The 24,939-nt window shown below is 71.2% G+C and carries 21 protein-coding genes; 14 read left to right on the forward strand and 7 right to left on the reverse strand.

Going from position 1 to position 24,939, the window contains the following annotated elements:
* The first annotated feature begins 415 nt into the window (after positions 1–415).
* Together ACIOEW_RS36780 and ACIOEW_RS36785 are read left to right on the forward strand one after the other, a co-directional pair.
* Positions 416–1,375, forward strand: a complete 960-nt coding sequence (locus ACIOEW_RS36780) for a 5-dehydro-4-deoxyglucarate dehydratase (protein ID WP_401969550.1) — start codon at positions 416–418, stop codon at positions 1,373–1,375.
* Positions 1,372–2,550, forward strand: coding sequence for a hypothetical protein (locus ACIOEW_RS36785; protein ID WP_401969551.1), 1,179 nt, complete (start codon positions 1,372–1,374; stop codon positions 2,548–2,550). Before ACIOEW_RS36780 ends, ACIOEW_RS36785 begins: the two co-directional genes overlap by 4 nt.
* Here the strand turns inward: ACIOEW_RS36785 and ACIOEW_RS36790 are convergent.
* Complete coding sequence (locus ACIOEW_RS36790; RefSeq protein ID WP_401969554.1) at positions 2,540–3,763, reverse strand: MFS transporter; 1,224 nt, start codon at positions 3,761–3,763, stop codon at positions 2,540–2,542. The two genes, ACIOEW_RS36785 and ACIOEW_RS36790, sit on opposite strands and share 11 nt — an antisense overlap.
* 257 nt (positions 3,764–4,020) lie before the next feature.
* Between ACIOEW_RS36790 and ACIOEW_RS36795 the strand changes: the two genes are divergently transcribed.
* The 12 genes from ACIOEW_RS36795 (at position 4,021) to ACIOEW_RS36850 (ending at position 18,748) form a co-directional block, all read left to right on the forward strand.
* Positions 4,021–4,677 carry a GntR family transcriptional regulator gene (locus ACIOEW_RS36795; RefSeq protein WP_362546820.1) on the forward strand — a complete coding sequence of 219 codons (657 nt, stop codon included), beginning with the start codon at positions 4,021–4,023 and terminating at the stop codon, positions 4,675–4,677.
* A 32-nt stretch (positions 4,678–4,709) separates the two neighbouring features.
* Positions 4,710–5,612 carry a dihydrodipicolinate synthase family protein gene (locus ACIOEW_RS36800; protein WP_401969685.1) on the forward strand — a complete coding sequence of 301 codons (903 nt, stop codon included), beginning with the start codon at positions 4,710–4,712 and terminating at the stop codon, positions 5,610–5,612.
* A complete protein-coding gene (gene araD / locus ACIOEW_RS36805) occupies positions 5,609–7,336 on the forward strand; it encodes an L-arabinonate dehydratase (RefSeq protein WP_401969556.1) in 1,728 nt (575 codons plus the stop codon). Before ACIOEW_RS36800 ends, araD begins: the two co-directional genes overlap by 4 nt.
* Before the next feature lie 154 nt (positions 7,337–7,490).
* Entirely contained in the window at positions 7,491–8,420 is a 930-nt protein-coding gene (locus ACIOEW_RS36810) for a sugar ABC transporter permease (protein WP_350988898.1), read from the forward strand.
* Complete coding sequence (locus ACIOEW_RS36815; protein ID WP_401969559.1) at positions 8,417–9,337, forward strand: carbohydrate ABC transporter permease; 921 nt, start codon at positions 8,417–8,419, stop codon at positions 9,335–9,337. The genes ACIOEW_RS36810 and ACIOEW_RS36815 overlap by 4 nt, the downstream gene beginning before the upstream one ends.
* A 5-nt stretch (positions 9,338–9,342) precedes the next feature.
* Positions 9,343–10,524 (forward strand): Gfo/Idh/MocA family oxidoreductase, encoded by a 1,182-nt coding sequence (locus ACIOEW_RS36820; protein WP_362546829.1) that lies wholly within the window; start codon positions 9,343–9,345, stop codon positions 10,522–10,524.
* Positions 10,521–11,348 (forward strand): PmoA family protein, encoded by an 828-nt coding sequence (locus tag ACIOEW_RS36825; RefSeq protein WP_401969560.1) that lies wholly within the window; start codon positions 10,521–10,523, stop codon positions 11,346–11,348. Before ACIOEW_RS36820 ends, ACIOEW_RS36825 begins: the two co-directional genes overlap by 4 nt.
* Positions 11,345–12,907 carry a family 43 glycosylhydrolase gene (locus ACIOEW_RS36830; protein ID WP_401969562.1) on the forward strand — a complete coding sequence of 521 codons (1,563 nt, stop codon included), beginning with the start codon at positions 11,345–11,347 and terminating at the stop codon, positions 12,905–12,907. The genes ACIOEW_RS36825 and ACIOEW_RS36830 overlap by 4 nt, the downstream gene beginning before the upstream one ends.
* 53 nt (positions 12,908–12,960) lie before the next feature.
* Entirely contained in the window at positions 12,961–14,961 is a 2,001-nt protein-coding gene (locus tag ACIOEW_RS36835; protein ID WP_401969563.1) for a pectinesterase family protein, read from the forward strand.
* Positions 14,962–15,032: 71 nt separating this feature from the next.
* Positions 15,033–16,367, forward strand: coding sequence for a sugar ABC transporter substrate-binding protein (locus ACIOEW_RS36840; RefSeq protein WP_362546841.1), 1,335 nt, complete (start codon positions 15,033–15,035; stop codon positions 16,365–16,367).
* A gap of 150 nt (positions 16,368–16,517) precedes the next feature.
* Positions 16,518–17,345: a rhamnogalacturonan acetylesterase gene (locus tag ACIOEW_RS36845; RefSeq protein ID WP_362546844.1), complete on the forward strand. Its 828-nt coding sequence runs from the start codon at positions 16,518–16,520 to the stop codon at positions 17,343–17,345.
* Positions 17,346–17,404: 59 nt separating this feature from the next.
* On the forward strand, positions 17,405–18,748 hold the full coding sequence (locus tag ACIOEW_RS36850; RefSeq protein ID WP_401969566.1) for a polysaccharide lyase family 1 protein: 1,344 nt from the start codon (positions 17,405–17,407) through the stop codon (positions 18,746–18,748).
* Between the two features lie 146 nt (positions 18,749–18,894).
* Here the strand turns inward: ACIOEW_RS36850 and ACIOEW_RS36855 are convergent, their stop codons facing one another.
* The 6 genes from ACIOEW_RS36855 to ACIOEW_RS36880 all read right to left on the reverse strand — a co-directional run bounded on the left by ACIOEW_RS36855 (position 18,895) and on the right by ACIOEW_RS36880 (position 24,926).
* Positions 18,895–19,617, reverse strand: a complete 723-nt coding sequence (locus ACIOEW_RS36855) for a hypothetical protein (RefSeq protein ID WP_401969568.1) — start codon at positions 19,615–19,617, stop codon at positions 18,895–18,897.
* The gene (locus ACIOEW_RS36860; protein ID WP_401969569.1) at positions 19,614–20,198 is read right to left on the reverse strand and encodes a SigE family RNA polymerase sigma factor; all 585 of its coding nucleotides are present in this window, start codon (positions 20,196–20,198) and stop codon (positions 19,614–19,616) included. Before ACIOEW_RS36860 ends, ACIOEW_RS36855 begins: the two co-directional genes overlap by 4 nt.
* A 238-nt stretch (positions 20,199–20,436) precedes the next feature.
* On the reverse strand, positions 20,437–21,888 hold the full coding sequence (locus ACIOEW_RS36865; protein ID WP_362546856.1) for a penicillin-binding transpeptidase domain-containing protein: 1,452 nt from the start codon (positions 21,886–21,888) through the stop codon (positions 20,437–20,439).
* A 112-nt stretch (positions 21,889–22,000) separates the two neighbouring features.
* A complete protein-coding gene (locus ACIOEW_RS36870) occupies positions 22,001–22,660 on the reverse strand; it encodes a response regulator (protein WP_401969571.1) in 660 nt (219 codons plus the stop codon).
* Positions 22,657–23,907 carry a sensor histidine kinase gene (locus ACIOEW_RS36875; RefSeq protein ID WP_401969574.1) on the reverse strand — a complete coding sequence of 417 codons (1,251 nt, stop codon included), beginning with the start codon at positions 23,905–23,907 and terminating at the stop codon, positions 22,657–22,659. Before ACIOEW_RS36875 ends, ACIOEW_RS36870 begins: the two co-directional genes overlap by 4 nt.
* Positions 23,904–24,926: a hypothetical protein gene (locus tag ACIOEW_RS36880; RefSeq protein WP_401969577.1), complete on the reverse strand. Its 1,023-nt coding sequence runs from the start codon at positions 24,924–24,926 to the stop codon at positions 23,904–23,906. The genes ACIOEW_RS36875 and ACIOEW_RS36880 overlap by 4 nt, the downstream gene beginning before the upstream one ends.
* Between the last annotated feature and the right edge of the window lie 13 nt (positions 24,927–24,939).

Here is a 24,939-nt window from a genome sequence, read left to right on the forward strand (position 1 = left end):
GACCGTGATGAACCCGGGTCGTACGCCATTTCCTGCGGGGACCCCCCTGCACGCCCCCACCCTGCATCACTCGCGTCTGCACGCCGGTGGGACGAATGCCGCAGACGCAGGGCGGCCGGGTCCGGGGCCGTGCAGGGGAGTCCCCGCAGGACGACGAACAGGTACCCGGGGCGCTTTGCGTACCTGCGGAACGTTCGTCGTCTGAGGAGACGCCCCGGAGGGGCCCCGGACCCTCACCCACCGGGGAGCGGCGAAACCACGCGGGGCACCCGCACAAACAAGCCCGTCCGGCGATTGAGGACGGAACGGGAAGCCGCCTTGACCCGCGGTGAACCGCTGCCTTAGCGTAAGGGCTGTTCATGAATATGGACGTCAATCAGAATTGTGCACGCCTGAATCCGCTCAGGGAGCGCCCGTGACCTCAGCCCCACTTGCCGCCCGACTCACCGCTGTCGCCGGGCCGCTCTTCTTCCCCGTCACCGCCTACGGACCGGACGGCTCCGTCGACCTCGACGCCTTCCGCGCGCACGTGCGCAAGGGCGTCGACGCAGGTGCGGCGGCCGTGTTCGCCTGCTGTGGCACGGGTGAGTTCCACGCCCTGACGCCCGAGGAGTTCCGCCTCGTCGTCGCTGCGGCAGTCGAGGAGACCGCCGGTGAGGTGCCCGTCGTGGCAGGCGCCGGATACGGCACCGCACTGGCGGTCCAGTTCGCGAAGCTCGCCGAGGAGGCCGGCGCGGACGGCCTCCTCGCCATGCCGCCGTACCTGGTCTTCGCCGGCCAGGAGGGGCTGCTCGCCCACTACACGGCGCTGGCCGCCGCCACCGGCCTGGAGACGATCGTCTACCAGCGCGACAACGCCGTCTTCACCCCCGAGACCGTGGTCGCGCTGGCGCAGACGCCGGGCATCATCGGTCTCAAGGACGGCTACGGCGACCTCGACCTGATGCAGCGCATCGTCAGTGCCGTCCGCACCGGACTGCCGGGCCAGGACTTCCTGTACTTCAACGGGCTGCCCACGGCCGAGCTCACCGGTCTCGCCTACCGGGGCATCGGCGTCACGCTCTACTCCTCCGCCGTGTTCGCCTTCGCACCCGACATCGCACTGGCCTTCTACCGCGCCATGGAGTCCGGCGACGACGGTCTCGTCAACGCGCTGCTCGACACCTTCTACCGCCCGCTCGTCGAACTGCGCGCCAAGGGCCGCGGCTACGCGGTCTCGCTGGTCAAGGCGGCCGTCCGCCTCCAGGGCCTGGACGTCGGCGAGGTGCGCACCCCGCTCACCGAGCCACCGGCCGCGCACATCAAGGAGCTGACGGAGATCATCGAGGCCGGCCGTGCGCTGCTGGAGCGCAGCGGCGCGGGGGAGCGCGGGTGAAGACCTCCGCCTTCCTCTACCCCTGGGACATCGTCGGGGATCCGGACGCGGCCGCCCGGGTCGCGGACCTCGGTGTCCAGCAGGTGACGCTCGCCGCGGCCTACCACTCCACCCGCGCGCTGACCCCGCGCCATCCGGCCCGCCGCATCGTCACGGCCGAGCACGCCGCGGTGCTCTACCCGCCGGACGCCGCCCGGTGGGCGGGGCGCGAGCTGCGCCCGTACCCGCAGTCCTGGGTGGCATCGGACGACGCCTACGCGGAGGCCGCCGAGGCGCTGGCCGGAGCCGGGCTCGACGTGCACAGCTGGGTCGTGCTCGCGCACAACTCCCGGCTGGGCGCGGAGCACCCCGGCACCTCCGTGGTCAACGCCTACGGGGACCGCTACCCCTGGGCCCCCTGCATCGCGCAGCCCGCGGTCCGCGCGTATCTGGTGGACCTGGCCGCGGAGGCGGCGGTACGGGACGGGGCGCGCGGCACCGAACTTGAGTCGTGCGGCTGGTACGGCTTCGCGCATCTGCACGCCCACGACAAGATCGCGGGCGTCGGCCTCGGTGACGCTGCGCAGTACCTGATGTCGCTCTGCTTCTGTCCCGACTGCCGGGCCGGATACGACGGCCAGGGGCTGGACGCCGAGGAGGTGGGCCTGGCCGTGCGCCGTGCGCTGGAGCCGGTGTGGTCCGGTTCGGGCGCCCCGGAAGCGGGCTGGGACGGCATCGAGAAGCTGCTCGGTGCGGATCTCGCCGCCGCCACCCTCCGGTGGCGTACCCAGGTGGCCCGAGGGCTTCAGGAGTCGGTGGTCGCCGCGGTGCGGGCGTCGGCCTCGCCCGATTTCCAGGTGCTGCTGCACGCCGATCCCGCGCCGTACCGCTCCGGTGCCAACGTGGGTGTCGACCCGGAGCACATCCTGTCCGTGGCGGACGGTGTGGTGCTGCCCTGCACGGGTGGTGACGCGGTGCGCGAGGCCGTGCTCGGCCCGTTCGCCGGCCGCGGAGGCGTTCTCGCGGCCAACCTCACCGTGGTGCGGGGAATGGGAGGCAGCCCCGGCACGCTGGAGCGCGACGCCGCCCACGCGGCCTCGCTCGGCGCGAACCAACTGCGCCTGTACCACGCGGGGCTGGCTTCGGACCCGGATCTCGAAGCCGTCGCCGGAGGGCTCTCACGCCTCAGCCGCTGACGCACGCGGGCCGGTGGGGACCTTCCCCCCGCCGGCCCGTGACCAGCCATGCCGCCGTCAGCAGCGCCGCCGCGCCCACCAGGGGCAGCAGCACCCGCACGTCCACCAGTGCGACCAGCCCCGCGCCGAGCGCCAGCGCCACCGCGTTGGGCGCCATCATCAGCGTGCCCGCGGTCGCGGCCGTCCGGCCCAGGACCGCGTCCGGCGTCTCCCGCTGCACCGCCGTCATCGCGGCGATCAGCACACACGGCAGGCCCACCCCGATCAGGCCGCACGCCACCAGCGCCACCGCGTCGTACGGCAGGGCCCGCAGGCCCACCGCCACCGCGAACACGGCGATCCCCGCCGCCGTGAACACCCGCTCCGGCAGCCGCCGCAGCAGCGGTCCGGCCAGCAGCCCGACCGTGACGGACCCGGCGCCCTGGACCGCGGAGAGCACGCCCGCGTACGCGGGGGAGCGGCCGAGCACCCCGTCCACGACGGCGTACAACGTCGCCCCGTTGAGCCCTGCGCACAGCATCGTGACCGCCCCGGCGAGCACCAGCGGCCGCACCGCAGGCGACCCCCACACCTGCCGCGTCCCGGCGGTCCAGCCGCCGTCCCGGTCTCCGGCCGCCGGCTCCCGCCCGCGTACGCGCAGCAGTGCGTAGAGCCCGGCGGCCAGGGCGAAGGAGGCGGCGTCCAGCAGGGCCACCGCGCCGCCCCCGAAGCGGGCGTGGAGCGCTGCTCCGGTGAGCGGGGCCACCAGCTTCATGCCCTCGTTCGCCATCATCCGTAAACCGTTGAAATCGCCCAGCAGGCGCTTGTCCACGGCCTGGGCGACCACGGCCGACTCGGCCGCGTCCATCAGTGCGGAGCCGGTCCCGTACAGCAGGAGCACCGCGAACAGGATCCAGATCCGCCCGGCCGAATCCACCGCGGTCAGCGCGGTCATCAACAGGGCCATGACGGTGTTCGCCCCGACCAGCAGCGGCTTCCTGGGCAGCCGGTCGGCCACCGCTCCGAGGTGCGGCCCGAACAGTACCGGCAGCCAGACGGCGAAGAGGGCGAGCGCCGCCAGACTGTCCGAGCCCGTCAGTGACTTGACCCAGATTCCGGCTGCCAGCAACATCGCGGAGCTGCCGAATCCGGACACGACGACCGCTGCGAGGAACACCCCCGCTGTCCGGTCACGCAGGACCCGCCCCGCCGCCGACTCTGCCCGTATCGCCATCGAACCTCCCTGACCTGCGCGTTCGTTGTGCGATCAGGCTGGCCGGTAAGGCCGTTGCAGAGCATCCGGAGGATGCCGTAGGCCGGCTGTCCGGAGTGGCCGGGGCCCGAGATCGGTGTAGGGCACACGTCGTAGTCCCGTGAAGTTCTTCTGTCAGAAGCGTTGACGAAACATTCGTGGCGCCTCTAGCTTCATCGCGTCGTACTTCGTACGTCATATATGAGACGCGATACGCGAGATGCGAGAGCCCTTCACTCATGACCTTTGCGCCCACCCCGATTCCGTCCCGCACCCAGTACGTGCTGGAGGCGATCAAGCACGCGATCCTCACGGCGCAGCTGAGACCAGGGCAGGCACTCGTCGAGACCGAACTCGCCGCACAGTTCGGGGTGTCCAAGACCCCCGTCCGTGAGGCGCTCAAGACTCTCGCCGGTACCGGCCTGGTCGTCATGAGCCAGTACAAGGGCGCCATCGTGCGGCTGGTCGACGCGTCCATGGCCCGGGAGGTGTACGACGTGCGGCTGCTGCTCGAACCGGAGGCGCTGCGCCGTTCCATCACCCGCAAGGCCTCGCTCGACGAGGCCCAGGAGGCCCTGGAGCGCGCCGACTCGGCGCTCGACAAGGCCGACAGGTCGCTCGCCAACCGGGACTTCCACCGGGCGCTCTACCTGCCCTGCGGAAACCCGCTGCTGGCCCGGATGCTCGACGAGGTCCGCGACCAGGCGGCGCTCGTGTCGACGGTCGCGTGGACGGCCATCCCGTCGTGGGAGCGGGAGGCGGCCGAGCACCGGGAGATCCTGCGGCTCGCGCTCGCCGACGACGCGGACGCGGCGGCCGGGGCTCTGCACGACCACATCGCGTCGTTCGTGCGCCGCGCGTTCCCCGACGACGAAGACGGGGGTGACGCGGCGTGAACCAGCAGCACACCGACGAAAGGCCTGTCCGCATGGACCTCACACCGCTGAAGGCGGCCCTCGCAGATGTCGTCGCGATCCCGGTGACCCCGTTCGCCGCGGACGGGACCATCGACACGGCGGCGCACCGCGCCCTGCTGCGAAGGCTGCTCGACGGCGGCGTACGCATCCTCACCCCGAACGGCAACACCGGGGAGTTCTACGCGCTCACCCCCGAGGAGCGGCGCACCGTCACCGAGCTGACGATCGACGAGGCCGGCGGCCGTGCCACGATCCTGGTCGGTGTCGGACACGACGTGCCGACCGCCGTCGCCGCCGCCGAGCACGCCCGCGACGCCGGCGCCGAGATGGTGATGGTGCACCAGCCCGTCCACCCGTACGTCTCGCAGGACGGCTGGATCGACTACCACCGGGCCATCGCCGAGGCCGTCCCCGGACTCGGCGTCGTCCCCTACATCCGCAACCCGCACCTCGACGGTGAGTGCCTGGCGGTCCTCGCCGACAGCTGCCCCAACGTCGTCGGCGTCAAGTACGCCGTCCCGGACGCCGCACGCTTCGCGGCCTTCGCCCGGGACGCGGGCCTGGACCGCTTCGTCTGGGTCGCGGGTCTCGCCGAGCTGTACGCCCCCGCCTACTTCTCCGCGGGTGCCACCGGATTCACCTCCGGCCTCGTCAACGTCGCCCCCGGTGTCTCGATCGCCATGCTGGAGGCGCTGCGGGCCGGCGACCACCCGGCCGCGATGAAGGTCTGGGAGCAGATCCGCCGCTTCGAGGAGCTGCGCGCCGACCGGCAGTCCGCCAACAACGTGACGGTCGTCAAGGAGGCCCTGGCCTCGCTCGGCCTGTGCGGCCGCGACGTGCGACCGCCCAGCCGGGTGCTGCCCGAGTCCCAGCGCGCCGAGGTCGCCGCCCAGGTCGCGGGGTGGTCCATATGACCGGCCGCATCACCCCCGAGGAGCTGCGCAGCCACCAGTGGTACGGCACCGACGGGCTGCGCTCCTTCAGTCACCGTGCCCGCACCCGCCAGCTGGGCTACCTCCCGGAGGAGCACCTCGGCAAGCCGGTCATCGCGATCCTCAACACCTGGTCCGACATCAATCCGTGCCACGTCCATCTGCGCGACCGCGCGCAGGCGGTCAAGCGCGGTGTCTGGCAGGCGGGCGGCTTCCCGCTCGAGTTCCCGGTCTCCACCCTCTCGGAGACGTTCCAGAAGCCGACCCCGATGCTCTACCGCAACATGCTGGCGATGGAGACGGAGGAGCTGCTGCGCTCCTACCCCGTCGACGGAGCGGTGCTGCTGGGCGGCTGCGACAAGTCGACGCCCGCACTGCTGATGGGGGCGGCCTCCGTCGACCTGCCGGCCGTGTTCGTGCCCGCCGGGCCGATGCTGCCGGGGCACTGGCGCAACGAGGTGCTGGGCTCCGGCACCGACATGTGGAAGTACTGGGACGACAAGCGGGCCGGACTCATCGGCGACTGCGAGATGGACGAGCTGGAGAACGGGCTCGCCCGCTCACCCGGCCACTGCATGACGATGGGCACCGCCTCGACCCTCACCGCCGCCGCCGAGGCGCTCGGCGTCACCGTCCCGGGCGCCTCCTCCATCCCGGCCGTCGACTCCGGCCACGACCGGATGGCGGCGCAGTCGGGGCTCCGGATCGTCGAACTGGTGTGGCAGCAGCGGAAGCTGTCGTCGATCCTCACCGCGGAGGCGTACGAGGACGCCGTCGCCACCGTCCTCGCGCTCGGCGGCTCCACCAACGCCGTCATCCACCTGATCGCGATGGCGGGCCGCTCCGGCATCAAGCTCACCCTCGACGACTTCGACCGCATCGCCCGCACCGTCCCGGTGCTGGCCAATCTGCGCCCCGGCGGGAAGTACCTCATGGAGGACTTCCACTTCGCCGGCGGGCTGCCCGGGTTCCTGGCCCGGCTGACCGACGTACTGCATCTGGACCGTCCCACGGTCACCCATGACACCCTGCGCGAACAGCTCGACGGCGCACTCGTGCACAACAGCGACGTCATCCGGGAACGCGACAACCCCCTGGCGGACGAGGGCGGCGTGGCGGTGCTGCGTGGCAACCTCTGCCCGGACGGGGCGGTCATCAAGCACATCGCCGCCGAGCCCCACCTGCTGCGCCACACCGGCCCCGCGGTCGTCTTCGACGACTACAAGGAGATGCAGCGCACCATCAACGACCCGGCGCTGGCCCTCACTCCGGACCATGTGCTGGTGCTCCGCAACGCCGGACCCAAGGGCGGTCCCGGCATGCCCGAGTACGGCATGCTGCCGATCCCCGACTATCTGCTGAAGCAGGGTGTACGGGACATGGTGCGGCTCTCCGACGCCCGGATGAGCGGCACCAGTTACGGGGCCTGTGTGCTGCACATCGCGCCCGAGTCCTATGTCGGCGGACCTCTCGCACTGGTCCGCACCGGTGACTCCATCACCCTGGACGTCGAAGCGCGTCTGCTCCATCTCGACGTCGCGGAAGAGGAGCTGGCGCGGCGCAGGGCCGAGTGGACGCCGCCGGCCACCCGTTACGAGCGCGGTTACGGGGCGCTCTACCACGACCAGATCACCCAGGCCGACACCGGCTGCGACTTCGCCTTCCTGGCCCGGCCGGGAGAAGTGCCCGACCCGTACGCCGGCTGAACGGCCCACCGGAATTCCGGCGCCCCGCCCCGTTCGGTATATCGAACACCATGCGGCAAGCGCTTGCGCACTACACGCACCGCCTCGCACAGCACCTCCCAGCACCCTCAGCACCACCTCGCACCCCGTACCTGAGAGAGAACGGAGACGTGTCATGGCCCAAGCCGCCGCTGTGGCCACACCGCCCAAGGTGCCCAGGCGCCGCTCCGCGAGCCCCCGCCGGCTGCCGTATCTGCTGATCGCCCCCGCGGGGCTGCTGATGCTGGGCTTCATCGCCTACCCGGTGATCAGCGTCTTCTACTACAGCCTGCAGAACTACAACGTCACCAAGCCGTGGCGGAACGGCTTCGCGGGCCTCGACAACTTCACCCGGATCTTCACCGACGACGACCAGTTCTGGACGACGCTGACCTTCAGCGCCCAGTGGGTGGTCGTCCAGGTCGCGCTCCAGCTCACCCTCGGGCTCGCACTCGCCCTGATCGTCAACCAGAGCTTCATCGGCCGAGGCATCTCCCGCGCCATGGTCTTCTCGCCGTGGGCCGTCTCCGGTGTGCTGACCAGCACCATCTGGATCCTGCTCTACAACTCCTCGACCGGATTCAGCCGCTACCTCGCGGACGCCGGGATCGGCGACTACGGCACATCCGTGCTCTCCGACACCGGAACCGTCTTCTGGGCCGCGACCGTCGCCGAACTCTGGCGCGGGGTCCCCTTCTTCGCCATCCTCATCCTCGCCGACCTGCAGTCCGTCTCCAAGGAGCTGTACGAGGCGGCGTCCGTCGACGGCGCCGGGCGGATGCGCCAGTTCTTCCACATCACCCTGCCCCACCTGCGGGACGCGATCATCCTCTCCACGCTGCTGCGCGGTGTCTGGGAGTTCAACAACGTCGACCTCCTCTACACCCTCACCGGTGGCGGACCGGCCGGCGAGACCACCACCCTGCCGCTCTATGTCGCCAACACCGGCATCGAGGGCCACGACTTCGGGTACGCCTCCGCGCTCACCACCGTCGCCTTCGTGATCCTCCTCTTCTGCTCGATCGTCTATCTGCGCCTGAGCAAGTTCGGAGGCGACCACAAGTGACTGCCGCACTGGCCGAGAAGAACGGCACCGACACCGGGCGACTGCCCCAACAGAGCACTCGACAACCCGCCGCGCACCGGCGACGCAAGCCCGGCCGCGAACGCGCCTTCGACGACGTGCCGCGCTGGCAGATCTACGTACCGCTCGGCATCTACCTCGTCTTCACCCTCATCCCGTTCTACTGGATGTTCCTGTTCGCCGTGCGCCCCTCGGGCTCCACCTCGCTGCTGCCCTGGCCGATGACCGGGGAGCACTTCTCCAAGGTCTGGAACGAGCGCAGCTTCGCGGTCTTCTTCCAGAACAGCATGATCGTCGGGGTCTGCACCCTGGTCTGCACGACGCTCGTCGCGCTGGCCGGCGGCTACGCGCTCGCCCGGTTCAACTTCAAGATCAAGAACGCCTTCATGCTGGCGCTGCTCTGCTCCCAGTTCATCCCGGGCGCGCTGATGCTCGTGCCGCTCTTCGAGATCTTCAAGAACCTCCAGATGATCAACTCCCTGGGGAGCGTGGTCATCGCCGAGACGGTCTTCCAGCTCCCGCTCTCCATCATCCTGATCAGCGGGTTCATCAAGAACGTGCCCGTCACGCTGGAGGAGGCCGCCTGGGTGGACGGCTGCTCGCGCTTCCGGGCCTTCTGCGCGGTGGTGCTGCCGCTGCTGCGGCCGGGACTCATCGCGGTCGGCTCCTTCGCCTTCGTGCACAGCTGGAACCACTTCCTGTTTGCCCTGATGTTCCTCAGCGAGCAGGACAAGCAGACGATCCCGGTCGGCCTGAACACCCTCATCGGCGCGGACAGCGTCGACCTGGGCGCGCTCGCCGCGGGCGGTGTGATCGCCGCGGTCCCCGTGGTGATCGTCTTCGCCTTCATCCAGAAGTGGCTCATCACCGGCTTCAGTGCCGGCGCCGTGAAGGGGTGACGGACATGCCGTCGATTGCCACCACCACACCTGTCCCGATCGTCCTCGCGGGCGCCCGCGGCCACGGACGCTGGCACCTCGCCAACATCCGCCGCCTTCAGCACCAGGGCCTCGTACGGCTCGCCGGAGTCTGCGAGCTGACGCCGCTCGCCGACGGCGAACTCGACGCATTCGCCGGTGAACTCCCTGAGCAGTCCGCCGACTTCGGTGCGCTGCTGGACTCCACCGGGGCCCGCGCCGCCGTCATCTGCACCCCGATCCAGACCCACACCGAACTGGCACTCACCGCCGCCGGCCGCGGCGTCCACCTCCTGCTGGAGAAGCCTCCCGCCGCGACCCGCGCCGACTTCGAACGGATCCTGGCCGGGGTGCAGCACGCCGGCATCGCCTGCCAGGTCGGCTTCCAGTCCTTCGGCTCGCACGCCGTGCCCGCCATCCGCGAGCTCGTGCGCACCGGCGCCATCGGCACCGTGCAGGGTTACGGGGCCGCGGGCGCCTGGGTCAGGGACGAGGCCTACTACCGGCGGGCACCCTGGGCCGGGCGGCGCCGGATCGGTGACACCGACGTCGTCGACGGGGTCCTGACCAACCCGCTCGCCCATGCCGTCGCCACCGCCCTCGAACTCGCCGGCAGCGGCACGGCCAAGGACGTCGCCGCTGTCGAGACCGAGCTGTTCCGCGCCCACGACATCGAGGCCGACGACACCTCCTGCGTACGCATCACCACCGCGGCCGGCATCCCGGTCACCGCCGCCGTCACCCTCTGCGCCGAACAGGCCGGGGAGCCCTATGTGATCGTCCACGGCGACCGCGGCCGGATCACGTTCTGGTACAAGCAGGACCGGGTCCTCGTCCAGCGTGCCGGACACGGCCCCGAGGAGGCGGTGCACGGACGGACCGACCTCCTGGAGAACCTCGTCGACCACCTGGTGCGGGACGCCGCACTGCTCGTACCGCCGCACCGCACCGGCGCGTTCATGGAGGTCGTCGAGGCGGTACGGACCGCCGCCGAGCCACGCGCGTTGCCGGCCGACGCCTGGTACACCGTGCCGGCGACCGACTCCGCGGCCCCCCGCCGGGTGGTACGTGGCATCGACGCGCTGGTCGAAGCGGGCGCCGACACCCTCACCCTCTTCTCCGAACTCGGCGCCCCCTGGGCGTTCCCCATCGAGGTGAGTTCATCGTGATCACCACCGCACTGCTCAGCTGCGCCGGCCGCCCGGTCGGCCGCTACACCTACCTCCCCGGCGCCGACGGCCGCCCCTACCTCCACCCGGTCACCACGCTCGGGGGGACCCCGGTCACCGAGGAACGCCCGGCCGACCACCTCCATCACCTGGGCACCTCCGTCGCCGTCCCGGACGTCGCCGGGCACAACTTCTGGGGCGGCCGCACCTTCGTCCGCGACCGGGGCCCCACCGCGCTCGACAACCACGGGGTCCAGCGCCACCTGGGCTGGAAGCTCCGCGACCCGGACGGATTCGTCGAGGAGCTCAGCTGGGAGGCCGGAGACACCGAACTGCTGCGGGAGCACCGCACGGTCGCCACCGCCGAACTCTCTCCGAACGCCTGGGCGCTGGACTTCTCCTTCTCGCTCACCAACCGGGGCACCTCGGACCTGTCGATCGGCAGCCCCGCCACCAACGGCCGGCCGGGCGCCGGTTACGGCGGCTTCTTCTGGCGCGCCCCCAAGGAGGCAGTGGCGCCCGCCGTGTTCAGCGGGTCCGCGGACGGTGAGGAGGCGGTGCACGGGCGGGCCGCCGACTGGGTGGCGATGAGCGGTGACGGCTGGACCCTGGTGTTCGCCGGGGCGACCGAGGAGACCCGCCGGGATCCGTGGTTCGTGCGGACCACCGAGTACCCGGGCGTCGGCTCCTCCCTCGCCGCCGACCGCCGGCTCCCCGTCCCCGCGGGCGGGACGATCGTGCGCCGGGTCGTCACCGTCGTCGCGGACGGCCGGCTCGACCGGGACGGGGCCGCCGCCTACGCCCGCCGGGCGGTGACCGCGTGAGCGCGGCCGGCGAGCGCCCCTGGACCGCCGACCTCGGCAACGGCACCTACCGCAACCCGGTACTGAACGCCGACTGGTCCGACCCCGACGTGGTGCGGGCCGGCGACGACTTCTACCTCACGGCCTCCAGCTTCGGCCGGGTCCCCGGACTGCCGCTGCTGCACTCGCGCGACCTCGTCAACTGGACCCTCATCGGCCACGCCCTGGACCGGCTGGAGCCGGCCGCCGACTTCGCCGTGCCCCGCCACGACTGCGGGGTGTGGGCGCCGTCGCTCCGGCACCACGCCGGACGGTTCTGGATCTTCTGGGGCGACCCCGACCACGGCATCCAGCAGATCAACGCCGAGGACATCCGCGGCCCGTGGAGCGCGCCCCATCTGGTCAAGGCGGGCAAGGGACTGATCGATGCCTGCCCGCTGTGGGACGAGGAGACCGGGGAGGCCTATCTCGTGCACGCCTGGGCCAAGTCACGCTCCGGGATCAAGAACCGGCTCACCGGCCACCGGATGAGCCCCGACGGACGGGAACTCCTCGACGAGGGCAAGACCCTGATCGACGCCGACACGATCCCCGGCTGGTTCACCCTGGAGGGCCCCAAGCTCTACCGTCGCGACGGCGAATTCTGGATCCTCGCCCCGGCCGGCGGGGTCACGACCGGCTGGCAGGGTGCCTTCCGCTCCCGGGAGTTCTTCGGGCCGTACGAGGAACGCGTCGTCCTCGCCCAGGGCCGCACCGAGGTCAACGGGCCGCATCAGGGCGGCTGGGTCACGACCGCGGCCGGCGAGGACTGGTTCCTGCACTTCCAGGAGCGCGGGGCGTACGGGCGGGTGGTCCACCTCCAGCCGATGCGCTGGGACGCGGAGGACGGCGGCTGGCCGGTCATCGGCGACGGGGGAGAACCCGTATCCGTGCACACCAAACCGGCCGCGCCCGAGCAGTCCGCCGCCGCCCCGGCCAGCGGCGACAGCTTCCCGGGCGGCCGGTACGGCAGGCAGTGGCAGTGGACCGCCGATCCGCGCCCCGGCTGGACCGTCGAGCACGGCGGGGACGGGCTGCGGCTCAGCTGCGTACGGACCGCGTACGCACACGATCTGCGGGCCCTGCCGAACGTGCTGGTCCAGCGGCTGCCCGCCGAGACGTTCACCGTCGAGGCCGGGCTCACCCTCGGCAGCGAGGCGGCGGGTGCCAAGGCCGGTCTCGCGGTGCTCGGGGACGCGTTCAGCTGGATCGGCCTGGAGCGATCAGCGGACGGTGCGGACGGCGGGATCCGGCTCGTGCACCGGTACGCCGAGACGGTCGCCGAGCACGAACGCGACGCCGCGCACAGCAGGCCGGCCCCCGAGGGCCGGGTCCGGCTCCGGATCGAGGTCACCCCGGGCGCCCGCTGCCGCTTCTTCGCCGACACCGGGGACGGGACCGGATTCCGCCCCTCGGGCCAGGTCTTCGCCGCGACTCCGTGGCGCTGGGTCGGTGCCCTGCTCGGACTGTTCGCCACCGCACCGCCCGGGACGGGGCCGGCCGGGACGGCCTGCTTCACCGGATTCCGCACCACCGCATGACCCGTACGGAGCACATCCGCCCTGCCTGATCCGCATGTACAGGAGCCGCATCGATGCACCTGAGCGACAAGCGCACCAGAGCACGAACTCTTACCGCGGCCTTCGCCCTGGCCGCCGCACTCCTCGTACCGTCCGCCCCCTCGGCCGGCGCCGCCGCACAGCCGGCCGGTCCCGGCGCCGCGCACGACACCTGGTCCGACACCGCGCACGGATTCGCCTCGCTGGCCGGCGGTACCACCGGTGGCAGCGGCGGCAAGGTCGTCACCGTCTCCACCCAGGCCGAACTGGCGGCCTACGCGGCCGCGCCGGAGCCCTACGTCATCCGGGTCGCCGGATCCGTCGCCGTCGAGCCGTTCGGCCACGACATCGTGGTGGCCTCCGACAAGACCATCGTCGGGGTCGGCGACAGCGGGGAGATCGTCCACGGCGAACTGCACCTGAACCCCGGCACCCACAACGTCATCATCCGCAACCTCACCATCCGGGACTCGTACGTCGAGGGCGACTGGGACGGCAAGACCACCGACTTCGACGCCATCCAGATGGACTCGGCCGACCACATCTGGATCGACCACAACCGCCTCACGCACATGGGTGACGGACTGCTCGACATCCGCAAGGACAGCGAGTACATCACCGTCTCGTACAACCACTTCAGCAACCACAACAAGGCGCTCGGCATCGGCTGGACCGCGAACGTCAAGACGCAGATCACCATCGACCACAACTGGTTCGAGGGCACCAAGCAGCGCAACCCCTCCGCCGACAACTGCGCCTACGCCCACCTCTACAACAACTACCTCTCCGCGCAGGTCGCGGACGGCGACCCGGTGTGGACGTACGGCAACTGGGCGCGCGGCGCCACGAAGATGGTCATCGAGAACAGCTACTACCGGGACGTCCAGCACCCGTACCAGGCGGACGCCACGGCCGAACTGGTGCAGCGCGGCTCGATCCTGAGGAACACCACGGGCCGCACCGACGCCTGGGGCACCGCCTTCGACCCGCGCGACTTCTACCCGTACTACCTGGACCGCGCGGCCGACGTTCCGAAGCTGGTCACCCGTGACTCCGGGCCGCAGAAGGACATCGGCACCGAGACCGTGCTCCGGGTGCCCGGCGCGTACGCCACCGTGCAGGCGGCCGTGGACGCGGTGCCGCAGGGCAACGACGGCCGGATCACCGTACGGATCGCCCCCGGCACCTATCGCGAGCACGTCAGGATCGGGAAGAACCAGCCGTACGTCTCGCTCGTCGGCACGGGCAGGAACCGCTCGGACACGCTCGTCGTCTTCGACACCCCGCAGGGCGAACTCAAGCCGGACGGCACCACCCAGGGCTCCTGGGGCAGTGCGACCGTCGTCGTCGAGGGACACGACTTCAGCGCCCGCAACCTCACCTTCTCCAACGACTTCGACGAGGCCGCCGTCGAGCTGAGCGGCGAGCAGGCCCTCGCCGTGAAGACCACCGGCGACCGGCTGACCTTCGAGAACACGGCCTTCCTCGGCAACCAGGACACCCTGATGACCGACACCCCGGTCCTCACCCAGAAGGCCCGGGTGTACCTCAGGGACGTCTACATCGAGGGCGACGTCGACTTCATCTACGGCCGCGCCACCACGGTCATCGAGCACTCCGTGATCAAGGCGCTGAGCCGTGGCTCGGCCCTCAACAACGGCTACGTCACGGCCGCCTCGACGTGGAAGGACAACCCGTACGGCTTCCTGATCACCCGCAGCCGGATCATCAGCGACGCCCCCGCGGACACCTTCCACCTCGGCCGGCCCTGGCACCCGAGCGGCAACCCCGACGCGGTCGGCCAGGTCCTGATCCGCGAGACCCTCCTGCCCGCGGCGGTCAAGGCCACGCCGTGGAGCGAGATGGGCGGCTTCCCGTGGCAGGACGCCCGGTTCACCGAGTACCGGACCTACGGGCCCGGCGCCGCGGTGACCGCGGACCGGCCGCAGATGTCCGCCGAGGAAGCCGCGCACCACCAGATCTCCGACTACCTCAGGGGCGAGGACGGCTGGGCGCCGCAGGGCACCCACCGCTGAATCCCGGAGTTCGGCACACCCCCCATGCAGTGCGCACGACACAACAGAGAACCGAGAGAGAAGAGCCGACCATGACCATCTCGAAGACGCAGCGTGGGCGTGCCGCGGCAGCGGTGTCCCTCGCGGCAGTGCTCGCCCTGACGGCGACCGCCTGCGGTGACGACGGCAGCGAGACCGGTACCGAGGGCAGCGGGAAGGGTGAGATCACCTTCTGGGACAACAACGGTGGTCCGCGCACCGCCATCTGGACCGAGATCATCAAGGACTTCGAGAAGAAGTACCCGGACATCAAGGTCAAGTACGTGCCGATCCCGATCGCCGACGTGCAGTCCAAGTACGACACGGCCATCGCGGGCGGCGGACTGCCGGACGTCGGTGGCGTGGGCACCGCCTACCTCGCCAACATGGTCTCGCAGGAGGCCCTCGACCCGCTCAACGACCGGATCAAGGGCTCCGCCCTCAACGGCAAGCTCGTCGAGGGCATGGTCGCGAGCGTCAAGGACGCGGGCGGCCGGGGCGACGACATGTACACCGTGCCGACCTCCGCCAACAACGGTGCCCTCTGGTACCGCACCGATCTGTTCAAGGCGGCGGGCCTCGAAGCACCCACCACCTGGGCCAACTTCTACACGGCGGCCGACAAGCTCACCGACTCCAAGGACAACAAGTTCGGCTACACCATCCGCGGTGGCGCCGGCTCCATCGCCCAGGCGATCGACGCGTCGTACGGGCAGTCCGGCATCACGGAGTTCTGGAGCGGCGACAAGACGACGCTCAACGACCCGAAGAACGTCGCCGCGCTGGAGAAGTACGTGGCGCTGTACAAGAAGACGACACCCGCCGCCGACGTCAACAACGACTTCACCAAGATGGTCGCCCAGTGGGACACCGGCACCATCGGCATGCTGAGCCACAACCTCGGCTCCTACCAGGACCACCTGAAGGCGCTGGGCAAGGAGAAGTTCGCCGGCATACCGAACCCGATCGGTGACAGCGGCACCCGGGTCCAGGTCTCCAACCCGGTCGACGGGCTCGGCCTGTTCCGGTCGAGCAAGAACAAGACGGCGTCCTGGAAGTTCATCGAGTTCGCCGCCTCGCACGAGTCGAACAGCAAGTGGAACGAGTCCGCGGGCGCCATCCCGGCCAACACCGAGGCCGCCAAGGACCCGTGGATCAGCGCCACCGAGCCGACCGAGCTCGCCGCGAAGGCCCTCACCGACGGTTCCACCAAGATCGTGCAGCTGCCGTACTACCTGCCGGACTGGAACAACATCAGCAAGGCGGACAACGAGCCGGAGTTCCAGAAGCTGTTGCTCGGCAAGGTCACGGCCAAGGCCTTCCTGGACAAGATCGCGGACGAGCTGAACACGGCCCAGAAGGAGTGGAAGGAGATCGGCAACGGCTGACCGGCCGCTCGCCAGGCCGACACCCCGGTGACCGGGGACCGGCGGCGGTTCGGGTCGCGTCCCGCCGCCGGTCCCCTCTCCTCCTGCACTCCGTACCGCCGTACGCCCGCGTACGCACCGCTACGCATCCATGAGAGAGGCAGCTTCACCGTGTCACTCACCCGCAGGCAGACCGTGGCCGCCATCACCGCGCTGCCCCTGGTACTCGCCACCGGCACCGCAGCGGCGGCGCACAGCCCGGGCGGCCGCCCCCGTCCCCGTACCCTGCACATCGCCGGCGATTCGACGGCCGCGCAGAAGTACGCCGACGCGGCGCCCGAGACCGGCTGGGGGATGGCCCTGCCGTTCTTCCTGGGCCGTACCCTGGCCGTCGCCAACCATGCGATGAACGGCCGCAGTTCGAAGAGCTTCATCGACGAGGGCCGGCTCGCGGCCCTGCTGGAGGGGGTCCGCGAGGGTGACCTCCTGCTGATCCAGTTCGGGCACAACGACGAGAAGACCGAGGACCCGGCCCGCGGCACCGACCCGTACACCACCTACCAGGACCACCTGCGTCAGTACGTGCGCGGCGCGCGGTCCCGCCGGGTGCGGCCGGTCCTGCTCACCCCGGTCGAGCGCCGCCGCTTCGCCGCCGACGGCACGGCGAAGCCCACCCACGGCGAGTACCCGGCCGCGATGCGCGCGCTGGCCGCCCAGGAGCGCGTACCCCTGCTCGACCTCCAGGCGCTCACGCTCGCGCGCTGGCAGGAGCTCGGGCCCGACGGCACGTCGGATTACTTCAACTGGCTGGAGCCGGGCCAGTCGCCCAACTACCCCGACGGGCGACAGGACAACACGCACTTCCAGCCCCGCGGCGCCGTCGAGGCCGCGCGGCTCGTCGCCCGGGCCCTCGTGGCCGGGCAGGTACTCGCCCCGCGCGACGTACGCCGTACCGACTCCGCGATCCCGCTCGAGTGGATCACCTGGCCGCAGGCCTGACCCGGCCGCCCCACCCGTTCCTTCTCACCTCACCTCACCTCACCACTGAAGGATCCGCCATGCCCGCACGCATCTGTCATGCCCGCGCCATCGCCTTGGTGATGGGCTGCGCCTCCCTGGCGCTCGCCGTCTCCGTCCCCGCTCAGGCCACCGGGCACCCGGCCGGCCCCGGCCACCACAAGGGCATCGACCGCGCCGTCCTCGCCAAGGGCGACGGCTGGGCCGCCGCCGATGGCTCCACCACCGGCGGCGCCGCCGCGACCCCCGACCACATCTACACCGTGAGCAACCGGGCCGAACTCATCGCCGCCTTCGAGGACGCGGGCGACGCACCGAAGATCATCAGGATCGACGGAACCGTCCACGGGAACTCCGACGCCGAGGGCACCCCGATCGACTGCGAGGCGTACCAGACCGACGGCTACACCCTGGACACGTATCTCGCCGCCTACGACCCCGCCACCTGGGGCCGGGACGAGGTCCCGTCGGGCCCCCTGGAGGACGCCCGGCTCGCGTCCGCGGCGTTGCAGAAGGCCGCGGTGAACGTCTACGTCCCGTCCAACACCACGCTCGTCGGGGTCGGCAAGGACGCGACGGTCATCGGCGCCAGCCTCCAGATCCAGAACGTCTCCAACGTCATCGTCCGGAACATCTCGTTCGAGGACACCTACGACTGCTTCCCCCAGTGGGACCCCACGGACGGTGAGACCGGCCACTGGAACTCGGAGTACGACAACCTCGTCGTCTACGGCTCCGACCACGTCTGGGTCGACCACAACACCTTCAGCGACGGGGACCGCCCCGACGCCGGCCAGCCGCGCTACTTCGACGAGCTGTACCAGCAGCACGACGGGCTCTTCGACATCGTCAAGGGTGCCGACCTGGTCACCGTCTCGTGGAACGTCCTCAAGGACCACGACAAGACGATGCTCATCGGCAACAGCGACGGCGCCGGTGCGACCGACAGCGGCAAGCTCCGGGTCACCCTGCACCACAACCTCTTCAAGGACGTGAACGAGCGCGCCCCCCGCGTCCGCTTCGGGCAGGTCGACTCCTACAACAACCACTTCGTCGCCACGACGGGCAGCGTCTACGGCTACACGTACGGCATCGGCGCCAAGTCCCAGCTCGTCGCCGAGCACAACGCGTTCACCCTCGGCGCCGGATTCGACCAGGCGAAGATCCTCAAGAAGTGGTCCGAGTCCTCGCTCACCGCCGCGGACAACTACGTCAACGGCCGCCGGACGGACCTCGTCGCCGTCCACAACGCGGGCGTCCCCGCGGAGCAGCTCACCACCGGCGCCGGCTGGACGCCGACCCTGCGCGCCAAGGTCGACCACCCGCTGCTCGTGCCCCTGCTCGTCGGCCTCAAGGCCGGCGCCGGCCGGATTCCCGGCGCCTGACCACGGACCGCCGTCCGGTGGATTCCCCGCCGGTGCCTTCCCGGCACCGGCGGGGGCCGCCCTACCGCCGCTGCTCTGAGTGCTCGGGTGCGCGACGGGCTGCCGCCGTCCGCTGTCCGCCATCTTCCGGCCGTCCGGACGAGCGGTCAGTGGTCCGGGCCGAAGTAGTCGCCCACCGAGGCCCGTTCACCGGAAACGGGTATCGCGTGCGCGGTCAGGTAGTCGCCCACCGCGTTCCGTTCGCCCTCGGCGTGGTTGTACTGCCCCGCGAACGTGTGGGTACCGGCGGGGACGGTCCGGCCCGCCTTCAGCGCCCACCGGTAGACGAGATAGCCGCCGTCCTCCGTCGCCGACACGGTGAAGTCCTTCTCGGGCAACGAGCGCCAGGAACCGGTGCTGTTCACCCCGCCGGTGAGGGCGATGCGCAGCTCCACGGTGAGCGCGGACAGCGGCCGGGTCGTCCGCAGCGTCACATCGCTCTGCGCCCAGTACGCGTTGGAGTGCGGGTCGACGGCACCGTCCGTCCACAACGGCCCGTCCTCGGTACGCAACGCCCCGAGGCCCGCGGGCGCAGTCGCGGCCGCGGCGGGGGAGGAAGCCGGCGGCGCGGCCACCCGCTCCCCGCGCGGTCCGTCGTCCCCGCCGGCGGAGGTGACGGCGACGGCGCCGAACGCCAGCACTCCGCAGACCGCGGCCGTCGCCCCCGCGATCCGCAGCCACGGCGCCGCGGCACGCGGCGGGCGCACCACGCGGGCCGGCGGGCGGCCCTCGGCCATACCGCGCTCGACCCGGGCCAGCATCCGCTCCCGGTCGGGGCGGTGCGCCTCGGCGGCCTGGCGCAGCCGCACGGACAGCTCCTCGTCCTTCACCGGTCTCCTCCGCTGGGCTGCGCCGCGACAGCCGCCTGGATGTGCGTGGCGGAGGTCTGTGGACCCAGCAGCCGCTGCAGTTCCGCGACAGCACGCGAGGTCTGGCTCTTCACCGTACCCACCGAGATTCCGAGCACCAGAGAGGTGTCCCGCTCCGAGAGGTCGAAAGCGTGCCGCAGCACCACACAGGCACGTTTGCGGAACGGCAGTCTGCGCAGCGCCCCCTGGACGTCGACGACGGCCGGCACGTCCGGATCGTCGACAGCTTCCCCGCTGCCGCGCGGCGCCCAGAACAGCGCGATCCGGCGCCGCTCGCGCACCGCGCTGCGGATCCGGGTCCTCGCCATGTTGGCGACGACGCCGCGCGCGTACGCCACCGGATGGTCGGCGTCCCTGACCCGGTCCCAGCGGTGCCAGAGCGCCAGCAGTGCGTCGGCCGCCAGATCGTCGGCGGCATCGGCCTCGCCGGTCAGCAGATGGGCCAGCCGGGCGAGTTCGGCGTAGTGGGCCTCGAAGAACTCATGGAACTCGGCGGCAGCGGCATCGGCATTGGCATCGGCGTGGTCGAGGGACGTGCCCACAGCTACCTCATCTCTTCGCTCGAATCCCGGTGCCGCGTGGTCGGGTTGTGTACGTTCCCAGCCGCTGCCCACGGCGGGCGGCGGGGCGAGAGCGTACCAGCGCACCACGGAAGCGCTTCGACGCGGGTGCGTACCCAAGTAAGGCGTAACAGGGCGCAAACCTGAAGGGGCCGGGACACAGCGAACGTCCCGACACCCCGAAAAGAATGGAGGTACCGGGACGTCGCGCGGCTCTCGCCTACCGCTGGAGCGCGGCCTTCATCATCTTCTGGGCGATCGGCGCGGCGAGGCCGTTGCCGCTGACCTCCGACGCCGCAGAGCCCGAGTCCTCCACGATCACGGCGACCGCGACCTCCTGGCCGCTGGAGTCGTCCTTCGCGTACGAGGTGAACCACGCGTACGGGGTGTTGCTGTTGCCCACACCGTTTTCCGCTGTGCCCGTCTTGCCGCCCACCTCAGCTCCGGCGATCCGGGCGTTGGTGCCGGTGCCCTCCTCCACGACGGTCACCATCGCGCTGCGCAGCTGCTCCGCCGTGGACGAGGACACGACCCGCTTCATGTCACCGTCCTCGAAGTCCTCCAGCGTGCCGCCGTCCGCGTCCGTCACCTTGGAGACCATGTGCGGTGCGGCCAGCTCGCCGTCGTTGGCGAGGGCCGCGGAGACCATCGCGATCTGGAGCGGCGTCGCGGTGACCTCGAACTGGCCGATGCCGCTCAGCGCCGTCTGCGCCTTGTCCATCCCGGACGGGTAGACGCTCTTCGAGGCCCGGACCGGCACATCGAGCTTCTCGGTGTTGAAGCCGAACTTCTCCGCCATCGCCCGCACCTTGTCCTGGCCGAGATCGGCGGCGACCTTGCCGAAGACGTTGTTGCAGGAGTACTGGAGCGCCACGCGCAGCGTCGCGTTCTCGCACGGGGCGGTGGCGCTCTCGTTCCGCAGGACGGTGCTGGTTCCGGGCAGCGTGTAGGGGACGGGGCTCTTCGTCGGCTCGTCGACGGAGCTGTACAGACCGTTCTCCAGCGCTGCCGATGCCACCACCAGCTTGAACGTCGAACCGGGCGCGAGCGGCTGCCGCAGCGCACGGTTGACCAGCGGCTTGTCCGGGTCGGCGAGCAGCTTCTGCCAGGTGTCGCCGTCCGTCGTCCCGCTGATGTCGGAGGGGTCGTAGGACGGGGAGGAGACCATCCCCAGGATCTGCCCGCTCTTCGGGTCGATCGCGACGGCCGCGCCCTTGTCGTCCCCGAGCGCCTCGTACGCCGCCTTCTGGACGTCGGGGTCGATCGTCGTCAGCACGTTGCCGGGCGTGCTCTGCTTGCCGGTCAGCGCGTTCAGCGGATTCTTCAGCCGGGTGTCGGTGCCGTCCAGCACCTCGCTGTAGATTCCTTCGAGCTGGGTGGAGCCGTAGGCCTGCGAGCCGTAACCCGTGACGGCCGCGTAGAGGTCACCTTCCTTGTAGGTGCGCTTGTACGCGAGATCGCTGCCCTCCGTCTTCTTCGATCCGGTGACCGGGGAGCCGGCCACGATGATGTCGCCGAGCGGCTGCGCGTACTGCGCGATGGTGTTCCGCCGGTTGTGGTCGTTGTCTGCGAGCGCCCGGGCCTGGTACGCCTGCACCCAGGTCGCACGCCCCAGCAGGGCGAGGACCAGCAGCAGGGAGAAGACCGAGGCGCGCCTGATCGTCTTGTTCATCCCGCTGGAGGGACGAGCGGGATGCCGTACTCCGTTCCCGCCTGTGCCGTTTCTCACCGATTCCTCATCGATTCCGCCGTGCCCCGCCGAGGTCGGCCGGGGCCGGCCGCGGTCAGCCGGGCGTGATGAAACCCGACTCGTACGCCGCGATGACCGCCTGGGTACGGTCCCGGACGCCGACCTTCGCGAGGACGGCCGCCACATGGCTCTTCACCGTCGCCGGGCCCACTTCCAGCCGGGCGGCGATCTCCGCGTTGGTGAGCCCGCTCGCCATCAGCCGCAGCACGTCCGCCTCCCGGCCGGTGAGCCTGGCCACCCACGGCGGCGCGGCGGACGGCTGCCGCTTCCCGTACGCGGCCGCGAGACCCCGTACCGCAGAGGGGAAGAGCAACGAGTCGCTGCGGGCGACCAGCCGTACCGCCTGCACCAGGTCCTCGGCCGCCGCCCGTTTGAGCAGGAAGCCCGACGCCCCGGCGCGCAGCGCCTCGTACACATAGGAATCGTTCTCGAACGTGGTGACGACGACGATGCGGGGGGCCGGGTCGAGCGTGGCCAGGATCTGCTCCGTCGCCCGGATCCCGTCGATCTCCGGCATCCGCACATCCATCAGCACCACATCGGGGCGCAGTGCCCGCACCACGGAGACGGCCTCCGCGCCCGTCGACGCCTCTCCGACGACCTCCAGGCCGGTCTCGGCGTCCAGGATGACCCGCAGGGCGGTACGGACCATGCGTTCGTCGTCGGCGAGGACGATCCGGACCGGTGTGTTCATCGCTGCTCCTGTGCGGGGGCGTGCAGGGGGAGGCGGGCGGTCAGCCGCCAACCGCCGTCGTGCGGTCCTGCCTCGGTACGGCCGCCGAGCAGTACGGCCCGTTCGGCGATGCCGCGCAGCCCCAGGCCGCCGCCGGGGCGCACCACCGCCGGCCGTGCGGGCAACGGGCTGTCCAGGGCGATCTCCAGCTCCCCGGTGCGCACCGTGATCCGCAGCCGCGCCGGTTCACCGCGCCCGCCGTGCCGCAGCGCGTTGCTCAGCCCTTCCTGCACGATCCGGTACGCCTCGCGCGACACCGCCGCGGGGACCGTGCCCGTCTCGCCGTCGGCGGCGTAGGCGACAGGCATCCCACAGTGCGCCAGCAGCCCGTCCAGCGCGTCGAGCCCCGGGCCGGACGGCGCGTCCGGTACCTCGTCGTCCTTGCGCAGCAGCCCCAGAACGGTGTCGAGTTCACCGACCGTGCGCCGCGTCGTCTCCTCGATCGCGGTCAGCGCGGCCAGGACGAACTCCGGGTCGCTGTCCAGAACCCTGCGGGCCGCGCCCGCCTGGAGGGTGACGGCGCTGAGCGCGTGGCCGACCGAGTCGTGCAGTTCGCGGGCCAGCCGGTTGCGGACCGCCAGCTCGGCCGCGCGGCGCTCGGCGGCGGCCAGCCGGTCGTCGGGGGTCGGGCCCAGCAGCACCGGTGCCCGGTTCGCCAGCAGTGCCCCGGCCGCCGCCGCGCAGCCGGCCAGCGCCACCAGCATCGCGACCCCGGCGAGGGGCGCCAGGGCCAGGACCCATGTCCGGTCCAGCGCCGGGGGCAGGTCCAGCACGGGGGAGTCCCGCACGGTCGCGAAGAACGGCAGCCCCATGACGCCCACGGCGAACGGGACCAGCGCCAGCGTCATGCCGCTGACGATGCCCCCGAGCCCCACGTGCAGGGTGAACCAGGCCGCCGAACGGATCCTGGCCTGCCGGGTCCTGGCGGGCCCGTCCGCGAGCGGCCGGTCCGCCGGCAGACCGCACAGGGCACGGGCGACGGACACCGAGAGCGGCCGGGCGAGCGGGAGGAGGGCGGTGACCGCGGCCATCGGCAGCGCGTAGGCGAACGCGATGAGCTGGCCGGCCGGCGAGGCGAAGAGCGTGGCTTCCGGACGGTACGCGCCGACGATCACCGTGCCGACCAGGAAGTACGGCATCAGCAGGGCGCCGCCGATGATCAGGTGCAGCCAGCGCTGCCGGGCCCGCCGGCCGAGCAGCGGCGTCACGCCCGCGGGCCTGCCGCCCGCGTCGTGGCCGAGCGCTCCGCCAGGAAGTACGCGCCCAGTGTCATCACCAGTGTCCCGACCAGCATCTGGACAGCGTAGATCAGCACCATGGTGGCGGTGGGCTGATCGGCGATGTCGTCGATGTCGCTCAGCGAGGCGATGCTCATCCAGCCGCCCCAGCAGGCCGTCGCACCGGAGCCGCCCCAGGCCAGGGCGAGCGGCGCCCACAGCGGCAGCGCGGAGTCGCGACGGAAGGCCAGGACCAGGATTGCGACGGCGGTGACGACGACGAAGAGGGCGAAAACGGCTTCGAGTACCGCGGAGCCGCTGGTGCGCTCCGCGATCCGGCCCTCGTTGAGGCCTGTCGTCGAGCCGGCGGCCCAGAGCAGATGCAGGGTGCCGGGCACCAGGGCGATCAGTGAGGCGGCGACGGCGGCGGCCCGGAGCGCGGGAGCGGTGGGACTGTCCGGCAGTTCGCGCAGCGTGCCCTGCCAGAGGTGGCCCCAGCGGTCCCTGGCGTACAGCGCGAACAGGGTGCCGAGGGCCAGTCCCTGGAGGATGAAGCCGCCGTAGACGACGCCGAAGACCCATTCGTCCAGGAAGGGGCGGCCCACGTCGCCCTTGTTGACGGTCTTCCCGCCCAGGGCCTGGACCAGCAGCTGGAGCGGATAGCCGGTCATGATCGGCAGCAGCAGACCGGTCGCCACCCACATCGGCAGGGCGAGCAGCCAGGCGGGTACGCGCCGGCCCCAGGCCTGGGTGAGCAGCAGGGCGATGACCACGACCGCGCTGTCCATCAGGACCGACGCGCCGTTCGCGACAGCCATCGAGGTGCGGTGGTCGAGGAGCGGGCTGCCGGCCGGGATCCCGAGGTGACTGCCGGAGATCCAGGCGGCCTTGAGGGTGATGTAGGGCAGGCAGGAGACGATCGCGACGGCACGCAGCGACGTGCGGAGACGGTTGGTGACGGGTGAGGCGGCTTCCGGTGCGGGAGCGGGTGCGAGAGGTGTCCGTGTCATGGCACCCACGCTG

Source organism: Streptomyces sp. NPDC087901 (assembly GCF_044742205.1).
Taxonomy (GTDB): Bacteria; Actinomycetota; Actinomycetes; order Streptomycetales; family Streptomycetaceae; genus Streptomyces.

Coding starts and splice junctions, on each gene's coding strand:
- ACIOEW_RS36790 (WP_401969554.1), bottom strand. CDS start 3,763: ATGGCGATACGGGCAGAGTCGGCGGCGGGGCGGGTCCTGCGTGACCGG.
- ACIOEW_RS36795 (WP_362546820.1), top strand. CDS start 4,021: ATGACCTTTGCGCCCACCCCGATTCCGTCCCGCACCCAGTACGTGCTG.
- ACIOEW_RS36800 (WP_401969685.1), top strand. CDS start 4,710: ATGGACCTCACACCGCTGAAGGCGGCCCTCGCAGATGTCGTCGCGATC.
- araD (WP_401969556.1), top strand. CDS start 5,609: ATGACCGGCCGCATCACCCCCGAGGAGCTGCGCAGCCACCAGTGGTAC.
- ACIOEW_RS36810 (WP_350988898.1), top strand. CDS start 7,491: ATGGCCCAAGCCGCCGCTGTGGCCACACCGCCCAAGGTGCCCAGGCGC.
- ACIOEW_RS36820 (WP_362546829.1), top strand. CDS start 9,343: ATGCCGTCGATTGCCACCACCACACCTGTCCCGATCGTCCTCGCGGGC.
- ACIOEW_RS36835 (WP_401969563.1), top strand. CDS start 12,961: ATGCACCTGAGCGACAAGCGCACCAGAGCACGAACTCTTACCGCGGCC.
- ACIOEW_RS36840 (WP_362546841.1), top strand. CDS start 15,033: ATGACCATCTCGAAGACGCAGCGTGGGCGTGCCGCGGCAGCGGTGTCC.
- ACIOEW_RS36850 (WP_401969566.1), top strand. CDS start 17,405: ATGCCCGCACGCATCTGTCATGCCCGCGCCATCGCCTTGGTGATGGGC.
- ACIOEW_RS36865 (WP_362546856.1), bottom strand. CDS start 21,888: ATGAACAAGACGATCAGGCGCGCCTCGGTCTTCTCCCTGCTGCTGGTC.
- ACIOEW_RS36870 (WP_401969571.1), bottom strand. CDS start 22,660: ATGAACACACCGGTCCGGATCGTCCTCGCCGACGACGAACGCATGGTC.
- ACIOEW_RS36880 (WP_401969577.1), bottom strand. CDS start 24,926: ATGACACGGACACCTCTCGCACCCGCTCCCGCACCGGAAGCCGCCTCA.